This window comes from Polymorphospora rubra, from assembly GCF_018324255.1.
In the GTDB taxonomy this organism is placed as follows: domain Bacteria; phylum Actinomycetota; class Actinomycetes; order Mycobacteriales; family Micromonosporaceae; genus Polymorphospora; species Polymorphospora rubra.
On record NZ_AP023359.1, the window covers coordinates 2,588,371 to 2,611,052 of the forward strand.

Genomic DNA, 22,682 nt, shown 5'->3' on the forward strand with positions numbered 1-22,682 from the left:
CGGTCGAACCAGCCAGCTTTCGGCGGAAACTACCACCCCGTTACAGCCCGAGATCCCTCGCGATGATCATGCGTTGCACCTCGGACGTGCCCTCGCCGATCTCCAGGATCTTCGAGTCGCGCCAGAAGCGGGCGACCGGAAACTCGTTCATGAAGCCGTACCCGCCGTGGATCTGGGTCGCCTCGCGGGCGTTGTCGACCGCGGTCTCGCTGGACAGCAGCTTGGCGATGGCGGCCTGGCGCTTGAAGTCGGCGCCGGCCAGCATCCGGGCCGCCGCGTCGTAGTACGCCAGCCGGGCCGTGTGCGCCCGCATCTCCATGTCGGCGATCTTGAACTGGATGGCCTGGAAGTTGCCGATCGGCCGGCCGAAGGCGTGCCGCTCCCTGGCGTACTTGATCGATTCGTCGACGCAGCCCTGCGCCAGGCCGACGCCGAGCGCGGCGATGGCGATGCGGCCCTCGTCGAGGATGCGCAGGAACTGGGCGAAGCCCCGGCCACGCTCGCCGAGCAGGTTCTCCGCCGGGACCCGGCAGTCGTCGAAGGACAGTTCGTGGGTGTCCGAGGCGCACCAGCCGACCTTCGAGTAGCCCGGCTGGACGGTGAAGCCGGGGGTGCCGGACGGGACGATGATGGTCGACAGTTCCTTGGACCCGTCGGGGTTGGTGCCGGTAACGGCGGTGACGGTCACCAGCGCGGTGATGTCGGTGCCGGAGTTGGTGATGAACGCCTTCGACCCGTTGATCACCCAGTGGTCACCGTCGAGAACGGCGCGGGTCGCCGTACCGCCGGCGTCGGAGCCGAAGCCCGGCTCGGTGAGGCCGAAGGCGGCCAGCGCCTCGCCGCTGGTCAGCATCGGCAGCCAGCGGGCCTTCTGGGCAGCGGTGCCGAAACGGTGGATCGGCATCGCGCCCAGCGAGACCGCGGCCTCCAGGGTGATCGCCACGCTCGAGTCGACCCGGGCCAGTTCCTCCAGGGCCAGGCAGAGGGCGAAGTAGTCGCCCCCCATTCCGCCGTGCTCCTCCGGGAACGGCAGCCCGAACAGCCCCATCTTGCCCATCTGCCGCACGATCTCGTACGGGAAGGTGTGGTTCTCGTAGTGCTCGGCGATGACCGGGGCCACCACCTCGTTGGCGAACTCCCGAACGCTGCTCCGCAGTGCCTCGTGCTCCTCGGTGAGCCTGAAGTCCATCGGTTCCTCCTGGCGGGTGTTGCGGGGGAAACCGGCGCGGTGCTCGTGACGCCGCGCCGGGGGTCAGACGGGGGTGACGCCGTGTCGGCGCCGCGAGAAGCTGCGGTCCTTGTGGCGGGCGGCGGCGAACCGCCGGACGAGTTCGGTGCGCAGGTCGGCCGGTTCGACGATGGTGTCGACGACGAGTTCGCTGGCCAGCCGGACGATGTCGATGTCGCGCTCGTACTCCTCGCGCCGGGCGGCCACGAAGGCCGCCCGCTCGTCCGGGTCGGCGATCGCCGCGATCTTGTTGGCGTAGACGGCGTTGACCGCGGCCTCGGCGCCCATCACCGCGATCTTGGCGGTCGGCAGCGCGATCGTGGCGTCCGGCTCGAAGCCCGGGCCGGCCATCGCGTAGAGGCCGGCGCCGTACGCCTTGCGGACCACGACACAGATCTTGGGTACGGTCGCCTCGGAGATCGCGGTGATCATCTTGGCGCCGTGCCGGATGATGCCCTGCTTCTCCACGGCCGTGCCGACCATGAACCCGGGTACGTCCGACAGGAAGAGCAGCGGCACGTTGAAGGCGTCGCAGAGCTGCACGAACCGGGTCGCCTTGTCGGCGGAGTCGACGAAGAGCACGCCGCCCTTGAACATCGAGTTGTTGGCGACCACACCGACCACCTCGCCGTCGAGTCGGCCGAACCCGATGGTCAGTTCCTTGGCCCACAGCGCCTGGATCTCCAGGAACGATCCCTCGTCGAGCAGCCCCTTGGCGTAGCGGCGCATGTCGAACGCCTGCCGCTCGCTGGCCGGCACCAGCGCGGCGAGGTCCACGTTGGACGGTGCGGGCACGGCGGTGACGGCCGGCGGACGCTGGGTCCAGTTGGCCGGCAGGTAGGACAGGTAACGCCGGACGACGTCGAGGGCGTCGGCCTCGGTCTTGCACAGGAAGTGACCGACCCCGGACTCGGCACAGTGGACCTTCGCGCCGCCCATCGCCTCCAGCGTGGTCTTCTCCCCGGTGACCATCTCGACCATCCGGTCCGACCCGAGGTACATGCTGGCGTTGCCCTCGACCATGGCGACCACGTCGCAGAAGGCCGGGATGTAGGCGCCGCCGGCGGCCGACGGGCCGAAGAGCGCGCAGACCTGCGGAATGGAGCCGGAGGCGCGTACCTGGTTCCAGAAGATCTTGCCGGCGCCCCGCCGGCCGGGGAACAGGTCGACCTGGTCGGTGATCCGGGCCCCGGCGGAGTCGACCAGATAGACCATCGGCAGCCCGGCGTCGTACGCCCGCTCGATGATCCGGATGATCTTCTCGACCGTACGGGCGCCCCAGCTGCCGGCCTTGACCGTCGAGTCGTTGGCCATCAGGCAGACCTGCCGACCGTCGATCTCGGCCGTGCCGGTCACGACCCCGTCGGCGGGGAGCCCTTCGGCGCCGGCGTTGGCGTAGAGCCCGTCCTCGACGAAGGTGCCCTCGTCGACGAGAAGCGCGATCCGCTCGCGGGCGAAGAGCTTGCCCTTGGCCGCGTTCGCCGCATGGTATTTCTCCGCGCCACCGGCCCGGACCCGCTTGCGGAGCTGCTCCAGTGCCTCGCCGTCGAGCGTCACGCCGACTCCCCTGCCCGCAGTGGACTGAACGATCGTTAGCGTACCCGACCGGGTATGACGGAAGGGGCCTCCGGTAGTACCGGAGGCCCCTTCGTCAGGCGTCGGGCCGGTTCACCCTCGGTTCAGGTGAGCGCCCGGACGGATCACTGCTCGGCGGACGCGCCGCCCTCGCTGCCGGCGAACGCCACACCACCGGCGCCGGCGACCGCGTTGCCGCTGACGTCGGCCACGATCTGCACCGGGGCGAACACCTGGGTGCCGTTACCGATCCCGTAGTTGCCGGTCGAGATCAGGTTGGTGCCGCCGCCGTTCGAGCCGTAGCCCTCCTCGGCCGCGGTGGTGGTGCGGGCCGGCTTGGTCTTGGTGCCCAGGTTGGTGTCGGCGACGGCCGGCACGCCCTTGCCCAGGCTGCCGACGACCGGCAGGCCGGCGACGACGGGCAGGCTGTCCAGAACCGGCAGCACCTCTTCCTTCGAGGTCGACTCCAGCTCGGCGGACGCGCCGCCCTCGCTGCCGGCGAACGCCACACCACCGGCGGCGGAGACCGCGTTGCCGGTGACGTCGCCCACGATCTGGATCGGGGCGTACGCCTGCGTGCCGTTACCGATCCCGTAGTTGTCGCTGGTCCACATCGTGGTGCCGCCACGGCTCTCGTTCACTGCGCTCGCGCCACCGTCGCAGGCCGCGAAGGCGACGCCGCCCAGCCCGGCGACGCTGTTGCCGCACACGTCGATCACGGTCTGCACCGGGGCGTACACCTGGGTGCCGTTGCCGATCCCGTAGTTGCCGGACGAGACCAGGTTGGTGCCGCCGCGACGACCCTCGAGCCGGGTGCTCTCCTGCTCGGCGCTCGCGCCACCGTCGCACTCGGCGAAGGCGACCCCGCCCAGCGCCGGGATGGCCAGGCCGCAGACGTTGATCACGGTCTGGATCGGCGCGTAGACCTGGGTGCCGTTCAGGATGCCGTAGTTGCCGGACGAGACGATGTTCGTCGCGGCCTTGTCCCAGCGGCCCTCGGTCCGCTCGGTCGCGGCCTCGCGGGTGGAGTAGTAGCCGCCCCCGTTGCCGTTCTCCTCGCCCATCGAGGCGTCGGCGCCGCCGTCGCAGGCCGCGAACGCCACGCCACCGGCACCCGACACCCCGTTGCCGCAGACGTCGGCCACGGCCTGGACCGGCGCGACGGCCTGGGTGCCGTTGCCGATCCCGTAGTTGTCGAAGCTCACGACGTCGCCGACGCCCTCGTTGGTGGCCGAGGCGCCGCCGTCGCAGGCCGCGAAGGAGACACCGGCCGCCCCGGCGACGCTGTTGCCGCAGACGTCGACCACGGCCTGGACCGGCGCGACGGCCTGGGTGCCGTTGCCGATGCCGAAGTTGTTGCCCGTGATCACGTCGGCCGACGCGGCGGTCTGGGTGAGGAGCAGCCCACCCGCAGCCAGGACGCCAACGCTCAGGGACTTACGAACCCACGTCTTCATGGTGAGGTAAAAGCCTCTCGGTAATTTTCAGAAGAATGTCATTTGAATTCAGTTTTGGATTCCGGAATGCGGGCGAGCTCTGCCCAATTCCGAAAGGTGTCGCATTTGTTTCGGGCGCGGCGGTTTCGGAACGGTTCTGTGAACCGCCGGCCTTCGCCGCCTGTCGACGCGCGCCCTGCCGTGCGGGTGTTTCGTGGAGTTGCCGCATTCATCGGCGGCGGAATGTCCGGCCGGCCGCTGGGCGGGTCGGTACGACCCGGGCGGCGCGGCGGCCGCACCCGTGCCCGTCGGCTCGACGGGGTGGGTGTCGCCCTAGTCGGGCGAGAAGGTCGGGGACTCGGCGACGATGCCGAGCACCTCGACGTCGGTCGAAACCGGGAGCCGGTGGAACGCCACCGGGTTGCCGGCGACCGCGGAGGGGATCACGGCGAAGGCGCCGCCCTCCGAGGGGGATCCGGCACTCGCCGGGATCCCGTGCCCCGCCGCCCGAGGTAGCCCCGGGCCGGGATGGGCAGGTCAGGTGCCTGACCGGCACCCGTACGCGCGACCGCCGCGGCGGGCGGACGCTGGTCCGTACCGGCGTACTGCCGCAGTACGGAGTGGACGGTTCCGGTACCTGTCTCCGCCATGCCGTCGCCGGCGGCCGTTCCCGTGACGGGCGTACGGATGGCGTCGGAACCGGGTGCCCCGGACCGTCCTGGCTCAGCCGCGCCGACGGCGACAGCTCCGGTGCCGCCCGCGGCGAGCCCGCCCACCGCGTCGGCGACCGGTGCTGTCACGAAGTGCAGCAGGCCGGTGACCGGAGCGAGGACGACGTCGAGCGGGGCGACGATCGGATCGATCGCCGAGGTGAGCGGGGTGAGCAGACCCGTCGGGCCGGTCAGCGCATCGGTGAGCCCGAGCGGAGCGACCAGCCCGTCGACGACACCGATCAGGCCGGTGACGCCGCTGGCGTCCGACGTCGACCGGGTCGGTGTGGCGGCCCCGACCGGTGTCGCGGTGGCAGAGCCTCCCGAGGCACCGGCAGCGGTCGCGGTGTCGCCGCCCGGCACGTTCCCCGCCGGCCCGCTGGCCGTGGGGGTCGTCGCCGGGTCGGCGGTCGTGGTGGTCCCGTTGGGCAGGACCACCGAGGTCACGTCGTCCGCGGGTGCCAGCAGGTCGCCGGCGAGCGTCGACGTGGTCCCGAGCAGCGTCCCGGAGGTCGCGCCCAGGGTGTCGGTGACCGGGACGATCAGCGTCGACTCCTCCGCCGCCCCGTCGAGCGGGGTGAGCGAGACGAGCGACGGCGCGTGGTCGTCCACGGAGTGCGCGTCCGCCTGCGCGGCATGCGCGGCGGCACCGCAGAGCAGCCAGGCCGCTCCGGCGAATCCGCCGACGACGAGCGCACGCAGTCCGGTCCGCGCCGCGGCCCGGATGCGGTCGGTACGCCCCGTCCGGCTGGACGGTGCGCCCGACGGAACACGCGTCGGCCGCGACGCCGTGCGCTGGTTGCGCTCGACCCCCGACCGGATCATGTTCCGCCTCTCGTCGTCGACCCAATTCTGTGGTGGTCTGCCCGGATTAGCTCCGTTATGACCGCCACTGCAATTGGTAACGAAGAGATCCCTGAGGGGTCACGCCGCCATTTGGAAAAACTCCGAACTACCCCAAACGGGTACGTGGACCCGCCCGCAACACCCCGGACGGCAACTGACGGCCGACGATCTCCTCGGCGTACTCCGCCACCTCGATCAGCCGGTCGAGGTCGATTCCGGTGTCCACACCCATGTCGTGGAGCATGTGCACGACCTCCTCGGTCGCCACGTTGCCGCTCGCCCCGGGCGCGTACGGACAGCCCCCGAGCCCGCCGACGCTGGCGTCGAACTCGGTCACCCCCAGCTCCAGTGCCGTCAGCAGGTTCGCCAGCGCCGTACCCCGGGTGTTGTGGAAATGCAGCAGCAGCGGGGCGTCCGGCTGACGTTCCCGGACCGCGGACACCAGCTCCCGCACCCGACGTGGGGTGCCCATGCCGGTCGTGTCCCCGAACGCGATCCGGTCGGCCCCGTCGGCCAGCACCCGGTCGACGATCCCGGCCACCCGGGCCGGGTCGACGTCCCCCTCGTACGGGCAGCCGAAGCTGGTCGCCACGATCACCTCGGCGGTGGCGCCCGCGTCGTGCAGCAGTGCGATCAGGCCGGCGATGTCGTCGAGCGACTCCGCCGTCGACCGGTTGACGTTGCGCCGGTTGTGCGTGTCACTGGCCGAGACCACCACCTCGACCTCGGTGAACCCGGCCGCCAACGCCCGCCGCGCACCCCGCGAGTTCGGCACCAGGGCCGAATAGCGGACCCCGTCGGCCGGGGTGGCGCCGGCCCACACCTCGTCGGCGTCGGCCATCTGCGGGATCGCCTTCGGGTGCACGAACGAGACCGCCTCGATCCGCCCGACTCCGGTGGCCGACAGCGCGTCCAGCAGTTTGATCTTCGCCCCGGTCGGCACCGGGTCCTCGTTCTGCAGTCCGTCGCGCGGACCCACCTCGCGGATCGACACCTTCGCCGGCAACTCGCCCATCGACGCACCTCCCTGTGCTCACCGTCCATATAACCGCACCGCACCGCCCGCTACGTGATCAAGGACTAGTCGTGCCCGTTTCGCCAGGTTCGGGGCGCAACTAGTCCTTGATCAACGCGCGCACCCACGGGGGTGCGGAACGGTCAGCGCATACGGCCGACGATGCCGGTGTCGTAGTCGCCCGAGACGAACTCGGCGTTGTCGAGCAGTTCGGCGAAGAACGGCAGGTTGCACTTCGGGCCGACCACCTCGAACCCGGCCACCGCGGCCCGGGCCCGCTCCAGCGCCTGCGCCCGGTCGGCGCCGTACACGATCAGCTTCGCCATCAGCGAGTCGTAGAACGGGGTGACCGTGTTGCCGGCCACGTAGCCGGCGTCGACGCGTACGCCCTCGCCGGTCGGCTCGACCCAGGTGGTGACCGCGCCCGGACCGGGCAGGAACCGCTTCGGGTCCTCGGCGTTGATCCGCAGCTCGATCGCGTGCCCCCGGGCGGTGAGCGCCCCGGGATCGAAGGACGGCGGCAGTCCCGCCGCCACCCGCAGCTGCTCCTCGACCAGGTCGATCCCGTAGACCAGCTCGGTCACCGGATGCTCGACCTGGAGCCGGGTGTTCATCTCCAGGAAGAAGAACTCGCCGCTCGCCGGGTCGAGCAGGCACTCGACCGTACCCGCGTTCCGGTAGCCGACCGCCTCGCCGGCGCGTACGGCCGCGGCCAGGAAGCGCTCACGCAGCTCCGGGGTCACCGCCGGCGACGGCGACTCCTCGACCAGCTTCTGGTTGCGCCGCTGCACCGAACACTCCCGCTCACCGAGCGCCACCACCCGGCCGTCGGCCAGGCCGAGGATCTGCACCTCGACGTGGCGTACCCGGGGAAGTAGCGCTCGATCAGCACCGAGCCGTCGCCGAACATCCGCTCGGCGAAGCCGCGTACCTTCTCGTATTCGGTGCGCAGGGCGGCCTCGCCGACCGCGACGCCCATGCCCATGCCGCCGCCGCCGGCGGCGGCCTTGACCATGACGGGATAGCCGATGGCGGCCGCCGCGTCGAGCGCGGCCTCGACGGTCCCGGCCGGATCGGTGGTGCCGGCGGCCACCGGGACACCGGCGGCGGCCATCAGGTTACGAGCATTGATCTTGTCGCCCATCGCGGTGATCGCGTCGGCGCCGGGGCCGACCCAGACCAGCCCGGCGTCGCCGACGGCACGGGCGAAGTCGGCGTTCTCCGACAGGAAGCCGTAGCCGGGGTGGATCGCCTGCGCGCCGGTGTTCTTCGCGGCGGCGAGGATCGCCTCGGTGTTGCGGTAGCTCTGCGCGGGGTTGGCCGGCCCGACGCAGACCGCCTCGTCGGCCTCGGTCACGAACGGCAGGTCCGCGTCGGCCTCGGAGTGCACCGCGATCGCCCGCACGCCCAGCCGGCGGGCGGTACGGATGATCCGGCGGGCGATCTCGCCCCGGTTGGCCACGAGCAGCGACTCGATCATTCATGCCCCTTTCTCCGTTGAAACAGGCGTCCAGCCACGGGTGACCAGAAGATCACGCCGGGGCCGCGAATCACGAATCGGTGGCAGCCCGCAGCGCGGCCAGCGTCGCGGCGCGCAGCAGGCTGGCCCGCCGGTGCCGGTCGACCTCGCCGCCGAGGAACGGGGTCGAGTTCATCAGGCCGAAGGCGGCATGGGCGAGCACCCGGCTCTCCGCGGCGACCCGGCCCGGGTGCAGCCCGGTCAGCACGGTGACCCACTCCTCCACGTAGAGCCGCTGCAACCGCCGGATCTGCCGGCGCGGCTCGTCGGGCAGGCGGTCCAACTCGTGCAGGTGCAGGGCGATGACCGCCGGATTGGCCAGCGCGAAGTCGACGTGGAAGTTGATCAACGACTCCAGGGCGGCCGCGGGATCGTCGGGATGCTCGGCGACCCGCTGCCGGCCGCCTTCGAGCAGGCTCTCGCTCACCGGGATCAGGGCGGCGACCAGCATCGCCTCCTTGCCGGCGAAGTGGTGGTAGAGCGCCGGCCCGGTGACCCCGGCCGCCGAGCCGATGTCGTCCATCGAGACGCCGTGGTAGCCGCGCGCGGCGAAAAGTCCGACCGCGATGTCCAGAATCTCGTCGCGGCGGGATCTGCGGCGGGTGGCGGGCGTGGCCGCCTCCCCCGCCCCGGCCGATGTCATCGGATGCTCCACCCTCACGCAGTCAGCGTAGTCCTTCGTCAATCCCCGGTTCACCCGTGAATCCGCCGTCGCTCGTCACACCGGAACCGTCAGTCGTCGGCCGTCAGGCCGTACTCGGTCCGCAGCGCGTCGGCCTCCGCCGACCGGTCCAGCGCGTCCAGCGTCCGGGCGAGCAGCCACGCCGTACGGCGGGCCGGATCCGAACCGGTCGGCAGCCCGCCGAGCGCACGCCGGAGGACCGGCTCGGCCTGCGCCGGGCGACCGGAGTCCAGCAGCAGTTCACCGCCGAACACCTCGATCTGGGCCGCCTCCCCGAACGCCTCGATCGACCGCAGCCGGTCGGGTACGCCGGACAGCCGCTCGAGCGCCTCGTCGAGTTGGCCGGACTGCGCCAGCACCCGCGCGGCGGTGTCGGCGAACATCGACAGCTCCCACACGACGGCCGGCTCCGCCGGCTCTCCGGACGCGAGGCCGGCCGCCACCCGGTCGGCGCGGCCGACGGCCGCCAGCGCGGCCGGTACGTCCGGCGACCAGAGCAGCGCCGCCGCCTCCCGGCGCCGGGCCCGCAACTCGTGCTGCGGCAGGCCGGCGAGCCGGTACGACTCGGCGGCGGCGGCGAACCGCTGCGCGGCCAGGCCGTCCCGGTCGGTGTCGTAGAGGATGTCGCCGGCCTCCTCCTGCATCTGCGCGCGGCCCGGCAGGTTGTCCGGGCCGTCGAGGTTGTCGGCGAGCTGGTCGAGCAGCGCCAGTGCCGGCTCCGGTTCGCCGAGCCCCCGGTAGATGTTGGCGAGCAGGTAGCGGTTCTGGTCGGCGTCGGCCTGCTGGCCCGCGCGGTCGAGTCCGACCACCGCCTCCTCTGCCACCTCGGCCGCCTCACCGAGCCGGCCGGCGATCCGGTAGGCGTTGGCCAGGTCGGACCGCAGGTAGTCGATGCCGTCGGCGCCCTGTTCCACGCACAGGGCCACCGCCTCGACCAGTTCGTCGACCGCGTCCGCGGGTTGTCCGGCGGCAAGTAGGGCCTGGCCCCGGGTGACCCGCAGCGGCAGCAGCGCGGCGGCCGGCGCGAGCGCCAACGCCTCGTCGCACAGCTCGATCCGGCGGGTCGGGTCGTCGACGGACTGCGCGTGCCAGATCGCGGCGGGAACGAAGTATTCGGCGAGCCCCAGCTCACGACTGACCCGGTAGGCGTGCTCGGCCGCCGGGCCGTACTCCTCGTGCCGGCCGAGCTGCCCGAGCAGCTGCGTACGGTGCAGGGCCGCCTGAACCGTCAGGTACGGGTCGTCCGCGGCGGCCAGGTCGAGCCGGTCGAGCCGCTCCAGTGCCTCCGCCTCGGCATCCGCCCTCGACAGCAGCGCGGCCAGCCGGAGGTTCGCGGCGACCCGCTGCCGGGCGTCGCCGTACCGGTCGAGGTGTTCGGCGGCGGCCCGGGTCATCGCCATTCCCTCGTCGGTGGAGCCGGTCTCGTAGAGCATGGGGCCGAGCCGGCCGGCGACGACCTGTGCGCGGACCTGATCGGCCAGCTCCTCGTAGCGGGTCCTGGCTTCCCGGTTCACGACGACCGCACCGGCCAGGTCGCCGTCAGCGACGAGGATGGCGGCCCGCATCTCCGTCCGGCGGGCCAGCACACGTGGCGGCAGGTCGGCGCCGTCGAACCGTTCGTCGAAGGCGTTCAGCACGCCGGCCATCCCGGCCGGACGGTGCGTTCGCCACAGTTCCTCGGCCAGGTCGAGCAGCTCGTCGGCGGTGGCTTCGGCGGGCGCCGGCACCGGGCCGTCGTGCGGCGCCCGGGCCGGCGGCGTGCCCCGATCGGCGGCGGCGGGGTCGCCGGGAGCCGGGCCGGTCGCCGTGCCCGGTGCCGACACCCGGCGGCGCAGGCTGGCCGAGAGCGGCAGGTATTCGACGATCGGCTCGGCGGTCAGCCACCGCTCCACCTGCTCGGACTGCTCGGTGGTGCCGTTGCGGGTGTCGAACTGGCCGCCCAGTTCCCGGGCGGTGGCGGCGAGTTCGGCGGCGAGCACACCGACCGGTACGTCCGCCGCCGGCCGGTCGCCGTACGCCCGCCGGTGCACGGTCAACCCGGCGGTCGCCGGCCCGCCCGCCGCCAGCCGGCCCAGCACCAGGGCGCCGGCCGCGGCGAACCGCATGGCGGCCGCCGGAGACGGGGCCCGGTCGAGCCACTCCAGGTGCCGCTCGACGATCTCCAGCCCGCGGGTGTCGTTGCCGGTCAGGGCGCAGAACTCGACGTGTTCGCCGATGTCGCCGAGATCGGCCAGCAGCCGCCGGTGCCGGCGGTAGGCCAGCCGGTGCGCGTCCCGGGCCTGCTCCAGCCGGCCGGTACGCAGGTAGGGCAGCATCAGCGCGGTCAGGATCGCCTGCGGCTGCTCGGAGCAGGTCAACCGGCCGGCCAGCACCGGCTCGGCCAGCGCCACCGCCTCCTCGTCGCGACCCAACCGGGCCAGATAGCTCGCCTGCGAGGTCGGGTCGCAGCCGGCGCAGTCGGAGAGCTGGTCCCGCGGCTCGGTCACCCACCGGCGGTACCACTCCTCGGCCTCGGCGGCCGCGCCGACGTGCCGGGCCACCCGGTGCCGGTACTTGTGCACCGCCTGCACGCTGTGCCCGCCGGCCCGGTAACGCCGCTCCATGTCGTCGAGGACCGCGTGGGTCCTGGCCAGCGGTACGGCCGGGAAGTTGACCAGCGCGTTGGCCATGTACTTGAAGTACCAGAACAGGGTGTGGCCGTGCCGGGCGTGGTAGGGCCGCGGTTCCCGGTCGAACTCGGCCAGGCACCAGGAGAAGGTCACGAACGACTTGGCCGGCTCACCGCCGTAGACGTACGAGTTCGTGGCGAGCATCCGGGCCGCGAACGCCAGGTGCTGGTCGTCGGCGGCGTCGGCCCGCTGGACCAGTTGCTCGACCGCGGCGATCTGACCCGGGCCCCACGGCATGGCGGTTATCTGATCGAGCATCCGCCAGAGGTCGTCGGTGGAGGACACCATCACTCCTGTTCGGGGACGGCCCGGCCCAGCAGGCCGAGAAAGGAACTGTTGAGCAGCGCGGCGTCGGCCGGCCGGATCGGATGGTGACCGAGCAGCAGCGCCTGGCCGTAGAGCGCCTCCACGGCCAGGCCGACCAGATCCGGGTCACCGAGCGTGGTGACCCGCCGGACCAACGGGTTGCGGTGGTTGAGCACCAGCTGCGGGCGCTCCGGCGGGCCGCTCGCGGCGAACGCCTGGAGCACGCCGGCCCACAGCTCGTCGGCCTTCTCCCGGGTCGTCTCGAGCTGGTCCTGGAACGCGGCGGCGCGGCTAACCAGATAGAGGGCCGGCAGCGACGCCGGGTCGTACGCCCGCACCACGACCTCGCAGCCGAGCCGGTCCAGCGACCGCTGGGCCGCGGTGACGAACGGCCGCAACGCCAGCTCGACCGCCGGATCGAGGGTGTCGAACCGGGTGGTCAGGTCGCTGGGCTCCAGCCGTTCGATCAGCACGTCGCGGCCGAGCGCCGGCAGCCGCTCGATCAGTTCGGCGTCGTACGTGTATCCGGCGTTGACCACCGGCAGGTCCTGCGCCGCCGCGACCGCGGCGAGCTGGCGGAACTCGTCGACGCTGGCCGCATAGCGGATCAGGCCGTGCCGCTGGCGGAACTCGGCCAGGGTGAGCTGGCCGGTGTTGGTCTCCATCGGCCACCACTCGTCGACGAGCCGGAGCATCTCGTCGTCGTGCAGCGCGAGGGCCTTGACGCCGAGGTGGTGCACCCGCAGGAACTCGGCGAGCCGGTTCGGGTCGCTGCCGGCGAGCCGGACCAGCCAGCCCCGCAGCTGGTCGCCGAGCGCCTCGCGGGTGGCTTCCAGCAGACCGTCCTCGTAGAGCGCCTCACGGCTGGCGGTCGGCCGCAGCTCGCTGGCGTCGACCACGCACTGCGCGAAGAACGCCCAGTCCGGCAGCAGCCCGTCGGCGGCCTCGGTCAGCAGCATCCGCTTCAGGTAGACCCGGTGCCCGGCCCGCGCCGCCGGGTTGACCGGGACCGGAAGCACGAAGGCGGCACCGGTCAGGCCGGCCTCGGGCACCGACAGCGGCACCACGTCGAACGGCGTGAAGCCGAGCGTCTCCTGGGCGTAGCTGATCAGGGCGCGGTGGCGGGCGGCCGGCGACCCGCCGACCGTCCACGGCGGTGGGCCGGTGGTCGTCGACACGTCGCCGACGCGTACGTCGACCGGCAGCAGCGAGCCGAAGAGCCGGGCCAGCTCGGTAACGGTCGGCATGCCGAACCACCGGTCGGTGTCCCGCCGGGGCACCAGGGTGACGGTGGTGCCCGGCTCGGAGCGGCCGGCGTCCGGCGCGGCCAGCTCGACCGCGTACCTGCCGTCGGCGTATCCGGTCCACAGCACCGTACGGTCGTCGCCGCGCCTGGTCGTCACCCGGATCTCGTCGGCCACCAGGAAGCAGGAGAGCAGGCCGATGCCGAACTGGCCGAGGAACTCGTGGCGGGCGAAGCCCAGTTCGTCGCGTTTGGAGCTGCGCCCGATGGTGGCCAGCAGCTCGTGCACCTGCGCCTCGGTGAGCCCGATGCCGCTGTCGTGCACCCGCAGCGTGCCGTCGCCGGTCAGCGCGGGCGGCTCGAACCGCACGACGGCGGGCGCGTCGGGTTCGACGGCGCGCCGCGCGGTGATCGCGTCGACGGCGTTCTGCAGCAGTTCCCGGACGAACACCCGTGGGCTGCCGTAGAGATGATGACTGAGCAGGTCGACCACGCCTCGGAGGTCGACCTGGAAGGTGCGGTCCACGCCTGCTGCTCCCCGGTCCGATGCCGGCGCTCACCGTACCGGGGCGGGCGGACGCCCCGCGTCCCCCTTTTCAGCGGCCGTCGTCGGCCCGCCGGTCCGGTCACTCCGACCGACGGGGAGATGACCGTTCCGGGTCGCCCGGTCGGGCCGGAACCGCCACCCGATCGGGGTCGCCGTCAGCCCACCAGCGCCGGGCGGCCAACGCGGCCAGCATGGCGCCCGCGCCGTTGACCAGCACGTCGTCCACTGCCGACACCCGGCCCAGGTCGAGCGCGTACTGCAGGGTCTCGACCAGGACCGAACCAGCCGCGCCGACCGCGAGCAGCCGCAGCGCGCCGGACGCCGTACGGCGCAGCGGGCCGGCCGGCCGGGACAGCGCGGCGAACCGGATCGGGGCGAAGAAGCCGAGCGCGGCGAAGACGAGCAGGTTGCCGCCGATCTGCACCACCGCGACCGCCGGGCTGCCGGTCAGCAGGTCGACGAGCCCACGCAGCGGCACGGGGTCGAGCGTGCGGGGTGCCGGCCGCGGCGTGAGGATCATCCAGATCCAGGGCAGCGTGCCGGCCACCATGCCGATCTCCGCGACGCTGCGCCATGCGGCCACCCGGACCGGCAGCCCGGACCGTCGCCGGAGCCGGGTCAGCAGTACGGCGACCAGCCCGGCCAGCGGCAGCGCGACGGCCGAGGCCACCAGCACCGGTCCCCAGTCCCGCCACACCTGCGTCACCCGCGCAGGCTAGCGGCGCCGGTCAGCCCATCAGGCCGCCGGGCTTGTCGCCGCGTACGACGGGAGCGCGGACCAGGTTGCCCCACTCGGTCCACGAGCCGTCGTAGTTGCGTACCTGCGGATAGCCGAGCAGGTGGCGGAGCACGAACCAGGTGTGGCTGGACCGCTCCCCGATCCGGCAGTACGCGATCACGTCGTCGGCCGACGACAGTCCCAACTGGTCGGCGTAGATCGCCCGCAGTTCGTCGGCCGACCTGAACGTGCCGTCCTCGTTCGCCGCCGACTTCCACGGCTTGTTGACCGCGCCGGGGATGTGGCCGCCGCGCAGCGCGCCCTCCTGCGGGTAGTCCGGCATGTGCAGCAGTTCGCCGGTGTACTCCCCCGGCGACCGTACGTCGACCAGTGGTCGGCCGGCGGCGACGTGTCCGAGCACCTGGTCGCGGAAGGCGCGCAAACTGGCGTCGTCGCGGTCCGGCACCGGATAGCTGGCCGGCTTCGGGGTGGTGCGGTCCCTGGTCAGTTCCCGTCCCTCGGCGCTCCACTTCTGCCGGCCGCCGTCGAGCAGCCGCAGGTCGCGGTGGCCGAAGAGGCTGAAGACCCAGAGCGCGTACGCCGCCCACCAGTTGAAGTTGTCGCCGTAGAAGACGATCGTGTCGTCCCGGCCGATGCCCTTGGCCTCGCAGAGTTCGGCGAACTGCTTCGGGTGGAGATAGTCGCGGCTGTCCTGGTCGTTGAGTTCGAGATGCCAGTCGACCTTGACCGCGCCGGGGATGTGGCCGCTCTCGTAGAGCAGCACGTCCTCGTCGGACTCGACGACCACGAGGCCGTCGGTGCCGAGGTGCTCGGCCAGCCACTGCGTGGTGACCAGGCGCCCGGGGTCGGCGTACGACTGAAGGCTGGGCGAGGGATCGTGGGGAACCGACATCCCGTAAAGGTACGCCGTACTTCGGCCCGGCACCGGGTTACCGGCCCGGTGCCCGCCGGTCGGTGAACGGGGTGAGCAGCGGCCGTTTCGCGGTCACGGTGTCACCGGAGGAACGCCCGGTCAGCCGGCGCCTGATCCACGGCGCGAGATGCTGCCCGGCCCAGCGCAGGTCGGCACGGCGGGCGGCGAGCCACGGCGTCGGCGCCGGGACGGGCGGCACGAGCAGCCAGTCCGCGTCGGCGTCGACACCGAGCGCGGTCAGCACGTGGGCGGCCACCCGCCGGTGCCCGATCTCCGACAGGTGCAGCCGGTCGACGCTCCACATCAGCGGGTTGCGGAACTCGTCGTCGGCGTAGAGGTCGACGAGCATCGCACCGTGCCGCTGCGCGGTCTCGCCGACGGCCCGGTTGACCAGTTGTACCCGGGGTCCCATGAGCCGCTGGCCGGGCAGGTGCGCCGTCAGGTCGGCGAACCGGAACAACAGCACGTCGGCGCCGGTGGCACGGAGTTCACCGATCACCGCGTCGAAGCGGGCGGCCAGCGTGACCGGGTCGAAGGTCCGGCGCAGTACGTCGTTGCCGCCGGCGGCGAAGCTGATCAGGTCGGGTTTCATGTCGAGGACGACCGGCACCTGCTCGGCCACCACGGCGGGGAAGAGCCGACCCCGGATCGCGAGGTTGGCGTACCCGAAGTCCGGACCGGCCTCGGCGGCGAGCCGGGTAGCGACCAGATCCGCCCAACCCCGGAAGGTCCCGTCCGGGTACGGGTCGTCCATGCCCTCGGTGAAGCTGTCCCCGACCGCCACATAACTGCGCCAGCGCACCGTGCCCTCCCTGTTGCCGTGCCTCGCCCCGTTTCTACACCTGTTCCGCGACGCTGACGTTAATCGGCTGCCCCGCCGGTGACCGTCCCCATACGCTGCGCGGATGTTGCTGCGGATGTCCACCCTGTTTCTGCGTACGTTGCGCGAGGACCCGGCCGACGCGGAGGTGGCGAGCCACCGGCTGCTGGTCCGGGCCGGCTATGTCCGGCGGGCGGCGCCGGGCGGCTACACCTGGCTGCCGCTGGGCCGGCTGGTGCTCGACCGGGTGACCCGGGTCGTACGCGAGGAGATGGCCGCGATCGGCGGCCAGGAGGTGCACTTCCCGGCGTTGCTCCCGCGTGGACCGTACGAGACCAGCGGCCGCTGGACCGAGTACGGCGACGACATCTTCACGTTGCGGGACCGCCGGGGCGCGGAGTTCCTGCTGGCGCCGACCCACGAGGAGATGGCGGCGCTGCTGGTCCGGGACATGTTCGGCTCGCACCGGGACTATCCGGTGACGCTGTTCCAGGTGCAGACGAAGTTCCGCAACGAGGCGCGGCCGCGCGCCGGGCTGCTGCGCACCCGTGAGTTCCTGATGAAGGACGCGTACTCGTTCGACCTGTCCGACGACGGCCTGCGGGCGGCGTACGACCGGCACCGGGCGGCGTACGAACGGATCTTCACCCGGCTCGGGCTGGACTTCGCGGTGGTCGCGGCGACGTCGGGGGCGATGGGCGGTTCGGCGTCGGAGGAGTTCCTGGCGACCACGGCGGCCGGCGAGGACACCTACGTCGGCTGCCCGGCCTGCGGGTATGCGGCGAACACCGAGGCGGTGGTGACGGCGGCCCCGGCACCCGGTGATCCGGCCGGCCACCCGGCGACGACCGTCCACGACACCCCGGGCACCCCGACGATCACCGCGCTGGTCGCGGTGGCCAACGAGCGGCGGCTCGGCGGCCGGACCGACTGGACGGCCTCGGCCACCCTGAAGAACGTGGTGCTGGCCGTCCGCCGGCCCGGCACCGACACCGACGAACTGCTGGTCGTCGGGGTGCCCGGCGACCGCGAGGTGGACCTGAAGCGGCTCGCCGCCGCACTCGAACCGGCGACCGTGGCGATGTTCGACGGCTGGGCCGACCATCCCGAACTGGTCCGCGGCTACATCGGTCCGCAGGTGCTGGCCGAGCTCGGCATCCGCTATCTGGTCGATCCCCGGGTGGTCACCGGCACGGCATGGCTGACCGGCGCCAACGAGCCGGGCCGGCACGCGGTCGACGTGGTGTGCGGTCGGGACTTCACGCCGGACGGCACGGTCGAGGCGGCCGAGGTACGCGTCGGCGACCCCTGCCCGGGCTGCGGCTCCGGCACGCTGACCATCCGGCGGGGCATCGAGGTCGGGCACATCTTTCAGCTCGGCCGGCGCTACACCGACGCCTTCGGGATCGACGCACTCGGCCCGGACGGCAAGCCGGTACGGCCCACGATGGGCTGCTACGGGATCGGCATCTCCCGCACGGTGGCCGCGATCGCCGAGCAGCACCACGACGAGCGGGGACTGATCTGGCCGGCGGCGGTCGCGCCGGCCGACGTACACCTGGTGGCCGCCGGCCGGGGCGACCAGGTCGCGGCCGCGGGCGACCTGGCGGGTCAGCTCGCCGACGCCGGCCTACGGGTGCTGCTCGACGACCGGCTCCAGGTGTCACCGGGGGTGAAGTTCACCGACGCCGAGCTGATCGGTGTGCCGCGCGTCGTGGTCGTCGGCCGCCGGCTCGCCGAGGGATTCGTCGAACTGCGGGTCCGGGCCGGTGGGGAGCGGGTGGACGTCCCGCTCGCCGAGGTGGTGTCCCGGCTGGCCGGCTGAGGTGGGTACGGGACCCGCCGGCCGTGCCGGCCGGCGGGTCCCTGCGGATCGGGCCCGGCCAGTTCGGGTCAGGCTTCGCCGCGCAGGGTCCGGTAGTGGGCGAGACAGTCGGCGTAGTCCGGGAGCAGCCCGGCGGCACGCAGTTCGGCGAGCCGCGGCCCGCCGGTGTCGCGCTCGGACAGGATCGGCGGAGCGATCGCCGGCCACGGCAGGGCCAGCTCCTCGTCGAACACGTTCACGATCCGCTCCCGGGCCGGGTTGTATCCGGTGGAGCACAGATAACTGAGTACGGTGTCGTCCTCGAGCGCGACGAAGCCGTGGCCGAGCCCTTCGGCGAGATAGAGTGCCCGCCCCTCGGCGTCGTCGAGCCGGACGAACTCGTGCGCGCCGAACGTCGGCGAGCCGACCCGCAGGTCGACGACCACGTCGAGCAGTGCGCCGCGTGGGCAGTAGACGTACTTGCCCTGGCCGGGTGGCACGTCGGCCCAGTGGATGCCGCGGATCACGCCGCGCCGGGAGACGCTGTGGTTGGTCTGGGCCACGGCGAACTCGAAGCCGAGCGCGGCGGAGAAGACGGTGGCGTCGTACCAGACGTGGAAGCTGCCCCGGTCGTCGGCGAACCGCTGGGGTACGAACTCCCACGCGCCGGAGATCGACAGTTCGGTGGCCTTCACCCGTTCACCCCATCCGCGCCGGTGCCCGTACGGCACGGCAGCACGATACCGCCTCCGGTCACGTGTAACGGCTGACCCACCGGGTACGGGTAACCATCGTCTATTTCACCGCGGAGGCTCTCATGACCAGGCACACGGTCGGTGCGGTAATGACCAGGGAGGTCCTCTACCTGCCGGCGGAAACCACACTCGACGAGGCGGCCCGGGCGATGCGTGACGCGGACATCGGCGACGTGGTGGTGACCGACGGGCCGGCCCTGGCCGGGATGGTCACCGACCGGGACATCGTGGTCCGGGCCGTGGCCGACAACCTCGATCCGGCCCGCACCACGATCGGCACCGTCGCCACCCGCGAGATCGTCATGATCGAGCAGAACTCGACGGTCGGCGAAGCGGCGGCGCTGATGCGGGAGCGGGCGGTCCGCCGGGTACTCGTCTGCGACCTCGACCGGCAGTTGGTCGGCATCGTCTCGCTCGGCGACCTGGCGGTCCGTTTCGACCCCGAATCGGCGCTGAGTGGAATAAGCGGAGCCGCGCCGTCCAGCTGACGTACGGCTCCCCGACGCCCGGACCACCCCGCCGGTCGGTCCGGGCGTCGAGCATGCTTGGGTACGTCCCGCCTGCCGGGTACGGCCGGCACACCGCGCGTACGGAGGACACGAGATGCCGATGCCGCCCAAGCTCGCCGAGATCGTGGACGAGTTCGCCGCCGCGCCCCGGGACGTGGTGCTGGAGATGTTGCTGGAGTTCTCGGACGCGGTCGCGCCCCTGCCGGAGTCGCTGGCCGGCCACGAGGGCATGGAACAGGTTCCGGAGTGCCAGACGCAGTTCTTCCTGCGCGCGGCGGTCAACCCGGACCGCACCGTCGACGTGTGGTTCGACTGCCCGCCGGAGGCACCGACGACCCGTGCCTTCGCCGGCATCCTCACCGAAGGGTTGGCCGGCGCGACGGCCGACGAGATCCTGGCCGTACCCGACGACCTGTACCAGCGGATGGGGCTCGCGCAGGCGATCAGCCCGCTGCGGGTGCGTGGCGGCACCGCCGTACTCGCCCGGTTGAAGCGCCAGGTACGGGAACAGATCGGCTGACCGGTCCGTTGCCACCGTTCGTGGAGATTGACATCTACTCGGACGTGGTCTGCCCGTGGTGCTACATCGGCAAGCGCAAGCTGGAGCAGGCCCTCGAGTCGTACGACGGTGACGTGACCATCCGCTACCGTCCGTTCCAACTCGACCCCCGGCCGGTCGACCGGCCGCAGCCGCTGCTGACCGCACTGGCCGGCAAGTTCGGCGGCCCGGACCGGGTCGGCGAGATAGTCGCCCGGGTCACCGGCGCGGCCGCCGGTGCGGGGCTGCACCTCGACTTCGACAGCGCACTGAGCGCCAACACCTTCGACGCCCACCGCCTGGTCTGGTTCGCCGACCAGCGTGGCCGCGCCGCCGAGGTGATCGAGGCGCTCTACCGGGCCCACTTCACGCAGGGCGTCGACATCGGTTCACCGGACGCGCTCGCCACGGTCGCCGCCGGGGCCGGTCTCGACGAGGCCGAGGCACGGGCCTTCCTCGACTCCCCCACCGGGACCGCCGAGGTCCGGATGGACCTGGCCGAGGCGCGCGAACTGGGGGTGAGCAGCGTGCCGACGTTCGTCTTCGCCGGCAAGTACGCGGTCACCGGCGCACAGGACGTCGACACCCTGCGGGGCGTACTCGAAGAGGTCCGCCGGCGGGAGGCGGCCGAGGCCGCGCTGCGCCCGGTCGGCGTACCGTCGGCCGGCGACAAGGCCGACGGCTGCACCGACGACAGCTGCGCGGTCTGACGTACCGGCACTGGTTTCACGTGGAACGACATCGACCGGCCTGAGTCGACACGGCGAGGGTCGACTCGGGCCGGTCCGATCGGGCGGCAGCCGGGGTGGTCAGGCAGCCGGCTTGGCGAGATCGGCGATGACCTGCGCGTTGGGCAGGGCGCCGACCGCCGGGCCGGGCAGTGCGATCTTGCTATGCCGCACCCCGGACCCGATGATCACGTGCGGGACGGCGACCACCCGGGAGTCGACCAGGATCGGCCAGTCCGCCGGCAGCCCGATCGGGGTGATCCCGCCGTACTCCATGCCGGTCGACCGCACCGCGTCGTCCATCGGGGCAAAGCTGGCCTTGCGCGCGTCGAGCAGCCGGCGCACCGCACCGTTGACGTCGGCGCGAGTGGTGGCCAGGATGACGCACGCCGCGTAGCGGGTCTCGCCGCCGCGCTTGCCGGCCACGATCACACAGTTGGCCGACTCCTCCAACCCCACCTCGTACGCCGCACAGAACGCGGCCGTGTCGGCCAGGTTAGCGTCGATCGGCGCGACCAGTACGTCGTCCACGTCGACCGGCGCCTCGGCCGGCCACGCCTCCAGGGCGGCGATGACGGGCGGAGCGAGGAGGTCGGGACGACTGCGGGCAGGCTCGGTCTTCAGGGTTCCCATCACGCTGCGATCCTCGCATCGCCCCCGGCGCCCGGCCCGGCGTGGGCCACACTTGACACTCAAAGCTAATGACATTAGCTTTTGGTTCATGCCTGTTAGCTATCTGGATCGCGGCGAGGGCCGCATCGCATACGAGGTGACCGGCACCGGACCGCTCGTGGTGTGCCTGCCCGGCATGGGTGACCTGCGCTCGGTCTACCGGTTCACCGTCCCCGCCCTGGTCGACGCCGGCTACCGGGTCGCCACCGTCGACCTGCGCGGCCACGGCGACAGCGACGACGGCTTCAGCCGCCACGACGACGTGGCACTCGGGACCGATCTGCTCGCCCTGGTCGAGGAACTCGGCGGACCGGCCGTCGTGCTCGGCAACTCCATGGGCGCCGGCGCCGCCGTCTGGGCCGCCGCCGAAGCCCCCGACCGGATCGCCGGGCTGGTGCTGCTCGGCCCCTTCGTCCGCGACCCCGACCTCAACCCGGCGATGAACCTCGCCTTCCGGCTGCTGCTCACCAAGCCCTGGGGGCCGGCCGCCTGGCACTGGTACTACCAGAAGTTCTACCCCGGCCGTCCGCCCGCCGACCTGACCGGGCACCGGGCCCGCATCCGCGAGAGCCTGCGCCGCGGCGACCACTGGCGCTCGTTCGTCAAGACCACCCGCACCAGCCACCGGCCGGCCGAGCAGCGACTCGACTCGGTCCATGCCCCTACCCTCGTCGTCATGGGCACGAAAGATCCCGACTTCCCCGACCCGGCCGCCGAGGCCCGCTTCGTCGCCGAACGCCTGCGCGGCGAACCGCTGCTGGTGCCCGACGCCGGCCACTACCCGATGGCCGAATACCCGGAGCTGGTCAATCCGGAACTGGTGCGCTTCATCAGGACGGTGCACGCCGATGCCTAGGGCCGGACTCACCCCCGCCATCGTGGTGGAGCAGGCCGCCCAGCTCGCCGACGAGATCGGACTCGACCGGCTCACCCTGGCCGGCGTCGCCCAGCGCGTCGGCGTCGCCCTGCCCAGCCTCTACAAGCACGTACGCGGCGCCGAGGCGCTGCACCAGCAACTCGCCGTACGGGCGCTCGAAGAACTGACCGCCGAGGCGACGACCGCCGTCGCCGGCAAGGCCGGACGACAGGCACTGCACGCGCTCGCCGCCGCCTTCCGCACGTACGCCCAACGTCGGCCGGGCCGCTACGCGGCCACCGTACGCGCCCCGGACCCGACCGACCCGGCCCACATCGCCGCCGGCGAAGGTGCCGTGAACGTCATCTACGCCGTCCTCGACGGATACGACCTCAGTGGCAAGCGGGCCGTCGACGCGGCACGTTGCCTGCGCAGCACCCTGCACGGGTTCATCGCGCTGCAGGCCGCCGGCGGGTTCGGCCTGCCGCAGGACGTCGACCGCTCGTACGAGCGCACGATCGACGCCCTCGACCGGGCACTGTCCACCTGGCCGTAGGCACCCGCCCCGGCGG

At 72.3% G+C, this 22,682-nt stretch carries 19 protein-coding genes and 1 pseudogene; 6 read left to right on the plus strand and 14 right to left on the minus strand.

Going from position 1 to position 22,682, the window contains the following annotated elements; all coding sequences use genetic code 11:
- Positions 1-40: 40 nt before the first annotated feature.
- The 12 genes and pseudogenes from Prubr_RS11975 to Prubr_RS12030 all read right to left on the minus strand — a co-directional run bounded on the left by Prubr_RS11975 (position 41) and on the right by Prubr_RS12030 (position 16,230).
- A complete protein-coding gene (locus tag Prubr_RS11975) occupies positions 41-1,189 on the minus strand; it encodes an acyl-CoA dehydrogenase family protein (RefSeq protein WP_212824888.1) in 1,149 nt (382 codons plus the stop codon).
- 63 nt (positions 1,190-1,252) lie between these two features.
- Positions 1,253-2,785 (minus strand): acyl-CoA carboxylase subunit beta, encoded by a 1,533-nt coding sequence (locus Prubr_RS11980; RefSeq protein WP_212824890.1) that lies wholly within the window; start codon positions 2,783-2,785, stop codon positions 1,253-1,255.
- 143 nt (positions 2,786-2,928) lie between these two features.
- On the minus strand, positions 2,929-4,260 hold the full coding sequence (locus Prubr_RS11985; RefSeq protein ID WP_212824892.1) for a hypothetical protein: 1,332 nt from the start codon (positions 4,258-4,260) through the stop codon (positions 2,929-2,931).
- A 422-nt stretch (positions 4,261-4,682) separates the two neighbouring features.
- Positions 4,683-5,774 carry a hypothetical protein gene (locus tag Prubr_RS11990; protein ID WP_212824894.1) on the minus strand — a complete coding sequence of 364 codons (1,092 nt, stop codon included), beginning with the start codon at positions 5,772-5,774 and terminating at the stop codon, positions 4,683-4,685.
- A gap of 127 nt (positions 5,775-5,901) precedes the next feature.
- On the minus strand, positions 5,902-6,810 hold the full coding sequence (locus tag Prubr_RS11995; protein ID WP_212824896.1) for a hydroxymethylglutaryl-CoA lyase: 909 nt from the start codon (positions 6,808-6,810) through the stop codon (positions 5,902-5,904).
- A gap of 143 nt (positions 6,811-6,953) precedes the next feature.
- Positions 6,954-8,290: pseudogene (locus tag Prubr_RS12000) on the minus strand (acetyl-CoA carboxylase biotin carboxylase subunit).
- Between the two features lie 70 nt (positions 8,291-8,360).
- On the minus strand, positions 8,361-8,972 hold the full coding sequence (locus Prubr_RS12005; protein WP_212827928.1) for a TetR/AcrR family transcriptional regulator: 612 nt from the start codon (positions 8,970-8,972) through the stop codon (positions 8,361-8,363).
- Between the two features lie 89 nt (positions 8,973-9,061).
- A complete protein-coding gene (locus Prubr_RS12010) occupies positions 9,062-11,965 on the minus strand; it encodes a hypothetical protein (protein WP_246568596.1) in 2,904 nt (967 codons plus the stop codon).
- A gap of 2 nt (positions 11,966-11,967) precedes the next feature.
- Positions 11,968-13,755, minus strand: a complete 1,788-nt coding sequence (locus Prubr_RS12015; protein WP_212824900.1) for an HSP90 family protein — start codon at positions 13,753-13,755, stop codon at positions 11,968-11,970.
- Between the two features lie 100 nt (positions 13,756-13,855).
- The gene (locus Prubr_RS12020) at positions 13,856-14,482 is read right to left on the minus strand and encodes a VanZ family protein (RefSeq protein ID WP_212824902.1); all 627 of its coding nucleotides are present in this window, start codon (positions 14,480-14,482) and stop codon (positions 13,856-13,858) included.
- 22 nt (positions 14,483-14,504) lie between these two features.
- Positions 14,505-15,407, minus strand: coding sequence for a sulfurtransferase (locus tag Prubr_RS12025; RefSeq protein ID WP_212824904.1), 903 nt, complete (start codon positions 15,405-15,407; stop codon positions 14,505-14,507).
- Positions 15,408-15,444: 37 nt separating this feature from the next.
- A complete protein-coding gene (locus Prubr_RS12030) occupies positions 15,445-16,230 on the minus strand; it encodes an SGNH/GDSL hydrolase family protein (RefSeq protein ID WP_212824906.1) in 786 nt (261 codons plus the stop codon).
- Between the two features lie 103 nt (positions 16,231-16,333).
- Between Prubr_RS12030 and Prubr_RS12035 the strand changes: the two genes are divergently transcribed.
- A complete protein-coding gene (locus Prubr_RS12035; RefSeq protein WP_212824908.1) occupies positions 16,334-18,073 on the plus strand; it encodes a proline--tRNA ligase in 1,740 nt (579 codons plus the stop codon).
- 68 nt (positions 18,074-18,141) lie between these two features.
- Here Prubr_RS12035 and Prubr_RS12040 read toward each other — a convergent pair whose 3' ends face one another.
- Positions 18,142-18,783 carry a dTDP-4-dehydrorhamnose 3,5-epimerase family protein gene (locus tag Prubr_RS12040; protein ID WP_343221629.1) on the minus strand — a complete coding sequence of 214 codons (642 nt, stop codon included), beginning with the start codon at positions 18,781-18,783 and terminating at the stop codon, positions 18,142-18,144.
- An 86-nt stretch (positions 18,784-18,869) separates the two neighbouring features.
- Here Prubr_RS12040 and Prubr_RS12045 point away from each other — a divergent pair, with 86 nt between their 5' ends.
- The 3 genes from Prubr_RS12045 to Prubr_RS12055 all read left to right on the plus strand — a co-directional run bounded on the left by Prubr_RS12045 (position 18,870) and on the right by Prubr_RS12055 (position 20,564).
- Complete coding sequence (locus tag Prubr_RS12045) at positions 18,870-19,295, plus strand: CBS domain-containing protein (RefSeq protein ID WP_212824910.1); 426 nt, start codon at positions 18,870-18,872, stop codon at positions 19,293-19,295.
- A 115-nt stretch (positions 19,296-19,410) separates the two neighbouring features.
- Positions 19,411-19,836: a SufE family protein gene (locus Prubr_RS12050; RefSeq protein ID WP_212824912.1), complete on the plus strand. Its 426-nt coding sequence runs from the start codon at positions 19,411-19,413 to the stop codon at positions 19,834-19,836.
- Between the two features lie 20 nt (positions 19,837-19,856).
- Positions 19,857-20,564, plus strand: a complete 708-nt coding sequence (locus tag Prubr_RS12055) for a DsbA family oxidoreductase (protein ID WP_212824914.1) — start codon at positions 19,857-19,859, stop codon at positions 20,562-20,564.
- Positions 20,565-20,663: 99 nt separating this feature from the next.
- Here Prubr_RS12055 and Prubr_RS12060 read toward each other — a convergent pair whose 3' ends face one another.
- Complete coding sequence (locus tag Prubr_RS12060) at positions 20,664-21,215, minus strand: YbaK/EbsC family protein (RefSeq protein WP_212824916.1); 552 nt, start codon at positions 21,213-21,215, stop codon at positions 20,664-20,666.
- Positions 21,216-21,303: 88 nt separating this feature from the next.
- On the opposite strand from Prubr_RS12060, the gene Prubr_RS12065 reads away from it, so the two are divergent.
- Positions 21,304-22,110, plus strand: coding sequence for an alpha/beta fold hydrolase (locus Prubr_RS12065; RefSeq protein ID WP_212824918.1), 807 nt, complete (start codon positions 21,304-21,306; stop codon positions 22,108-22,110).
- Complete coding sequence (locus Prubr_RS12070) at positions 22,103-22,666, plus strand: TetR/AcrR family transcriptional regulator (protein WP_212824922.1); 564 nt, start codon at positions 22,103-22,105, stop codon at positions 22,664-22,666. Before Prubr_RS12065 ends, Prubr_RS12070 begins: the two co-directional genes overlap by 8 nt.
- Positions 22,667-22,682: the final 16 nt, after the last annotated feature.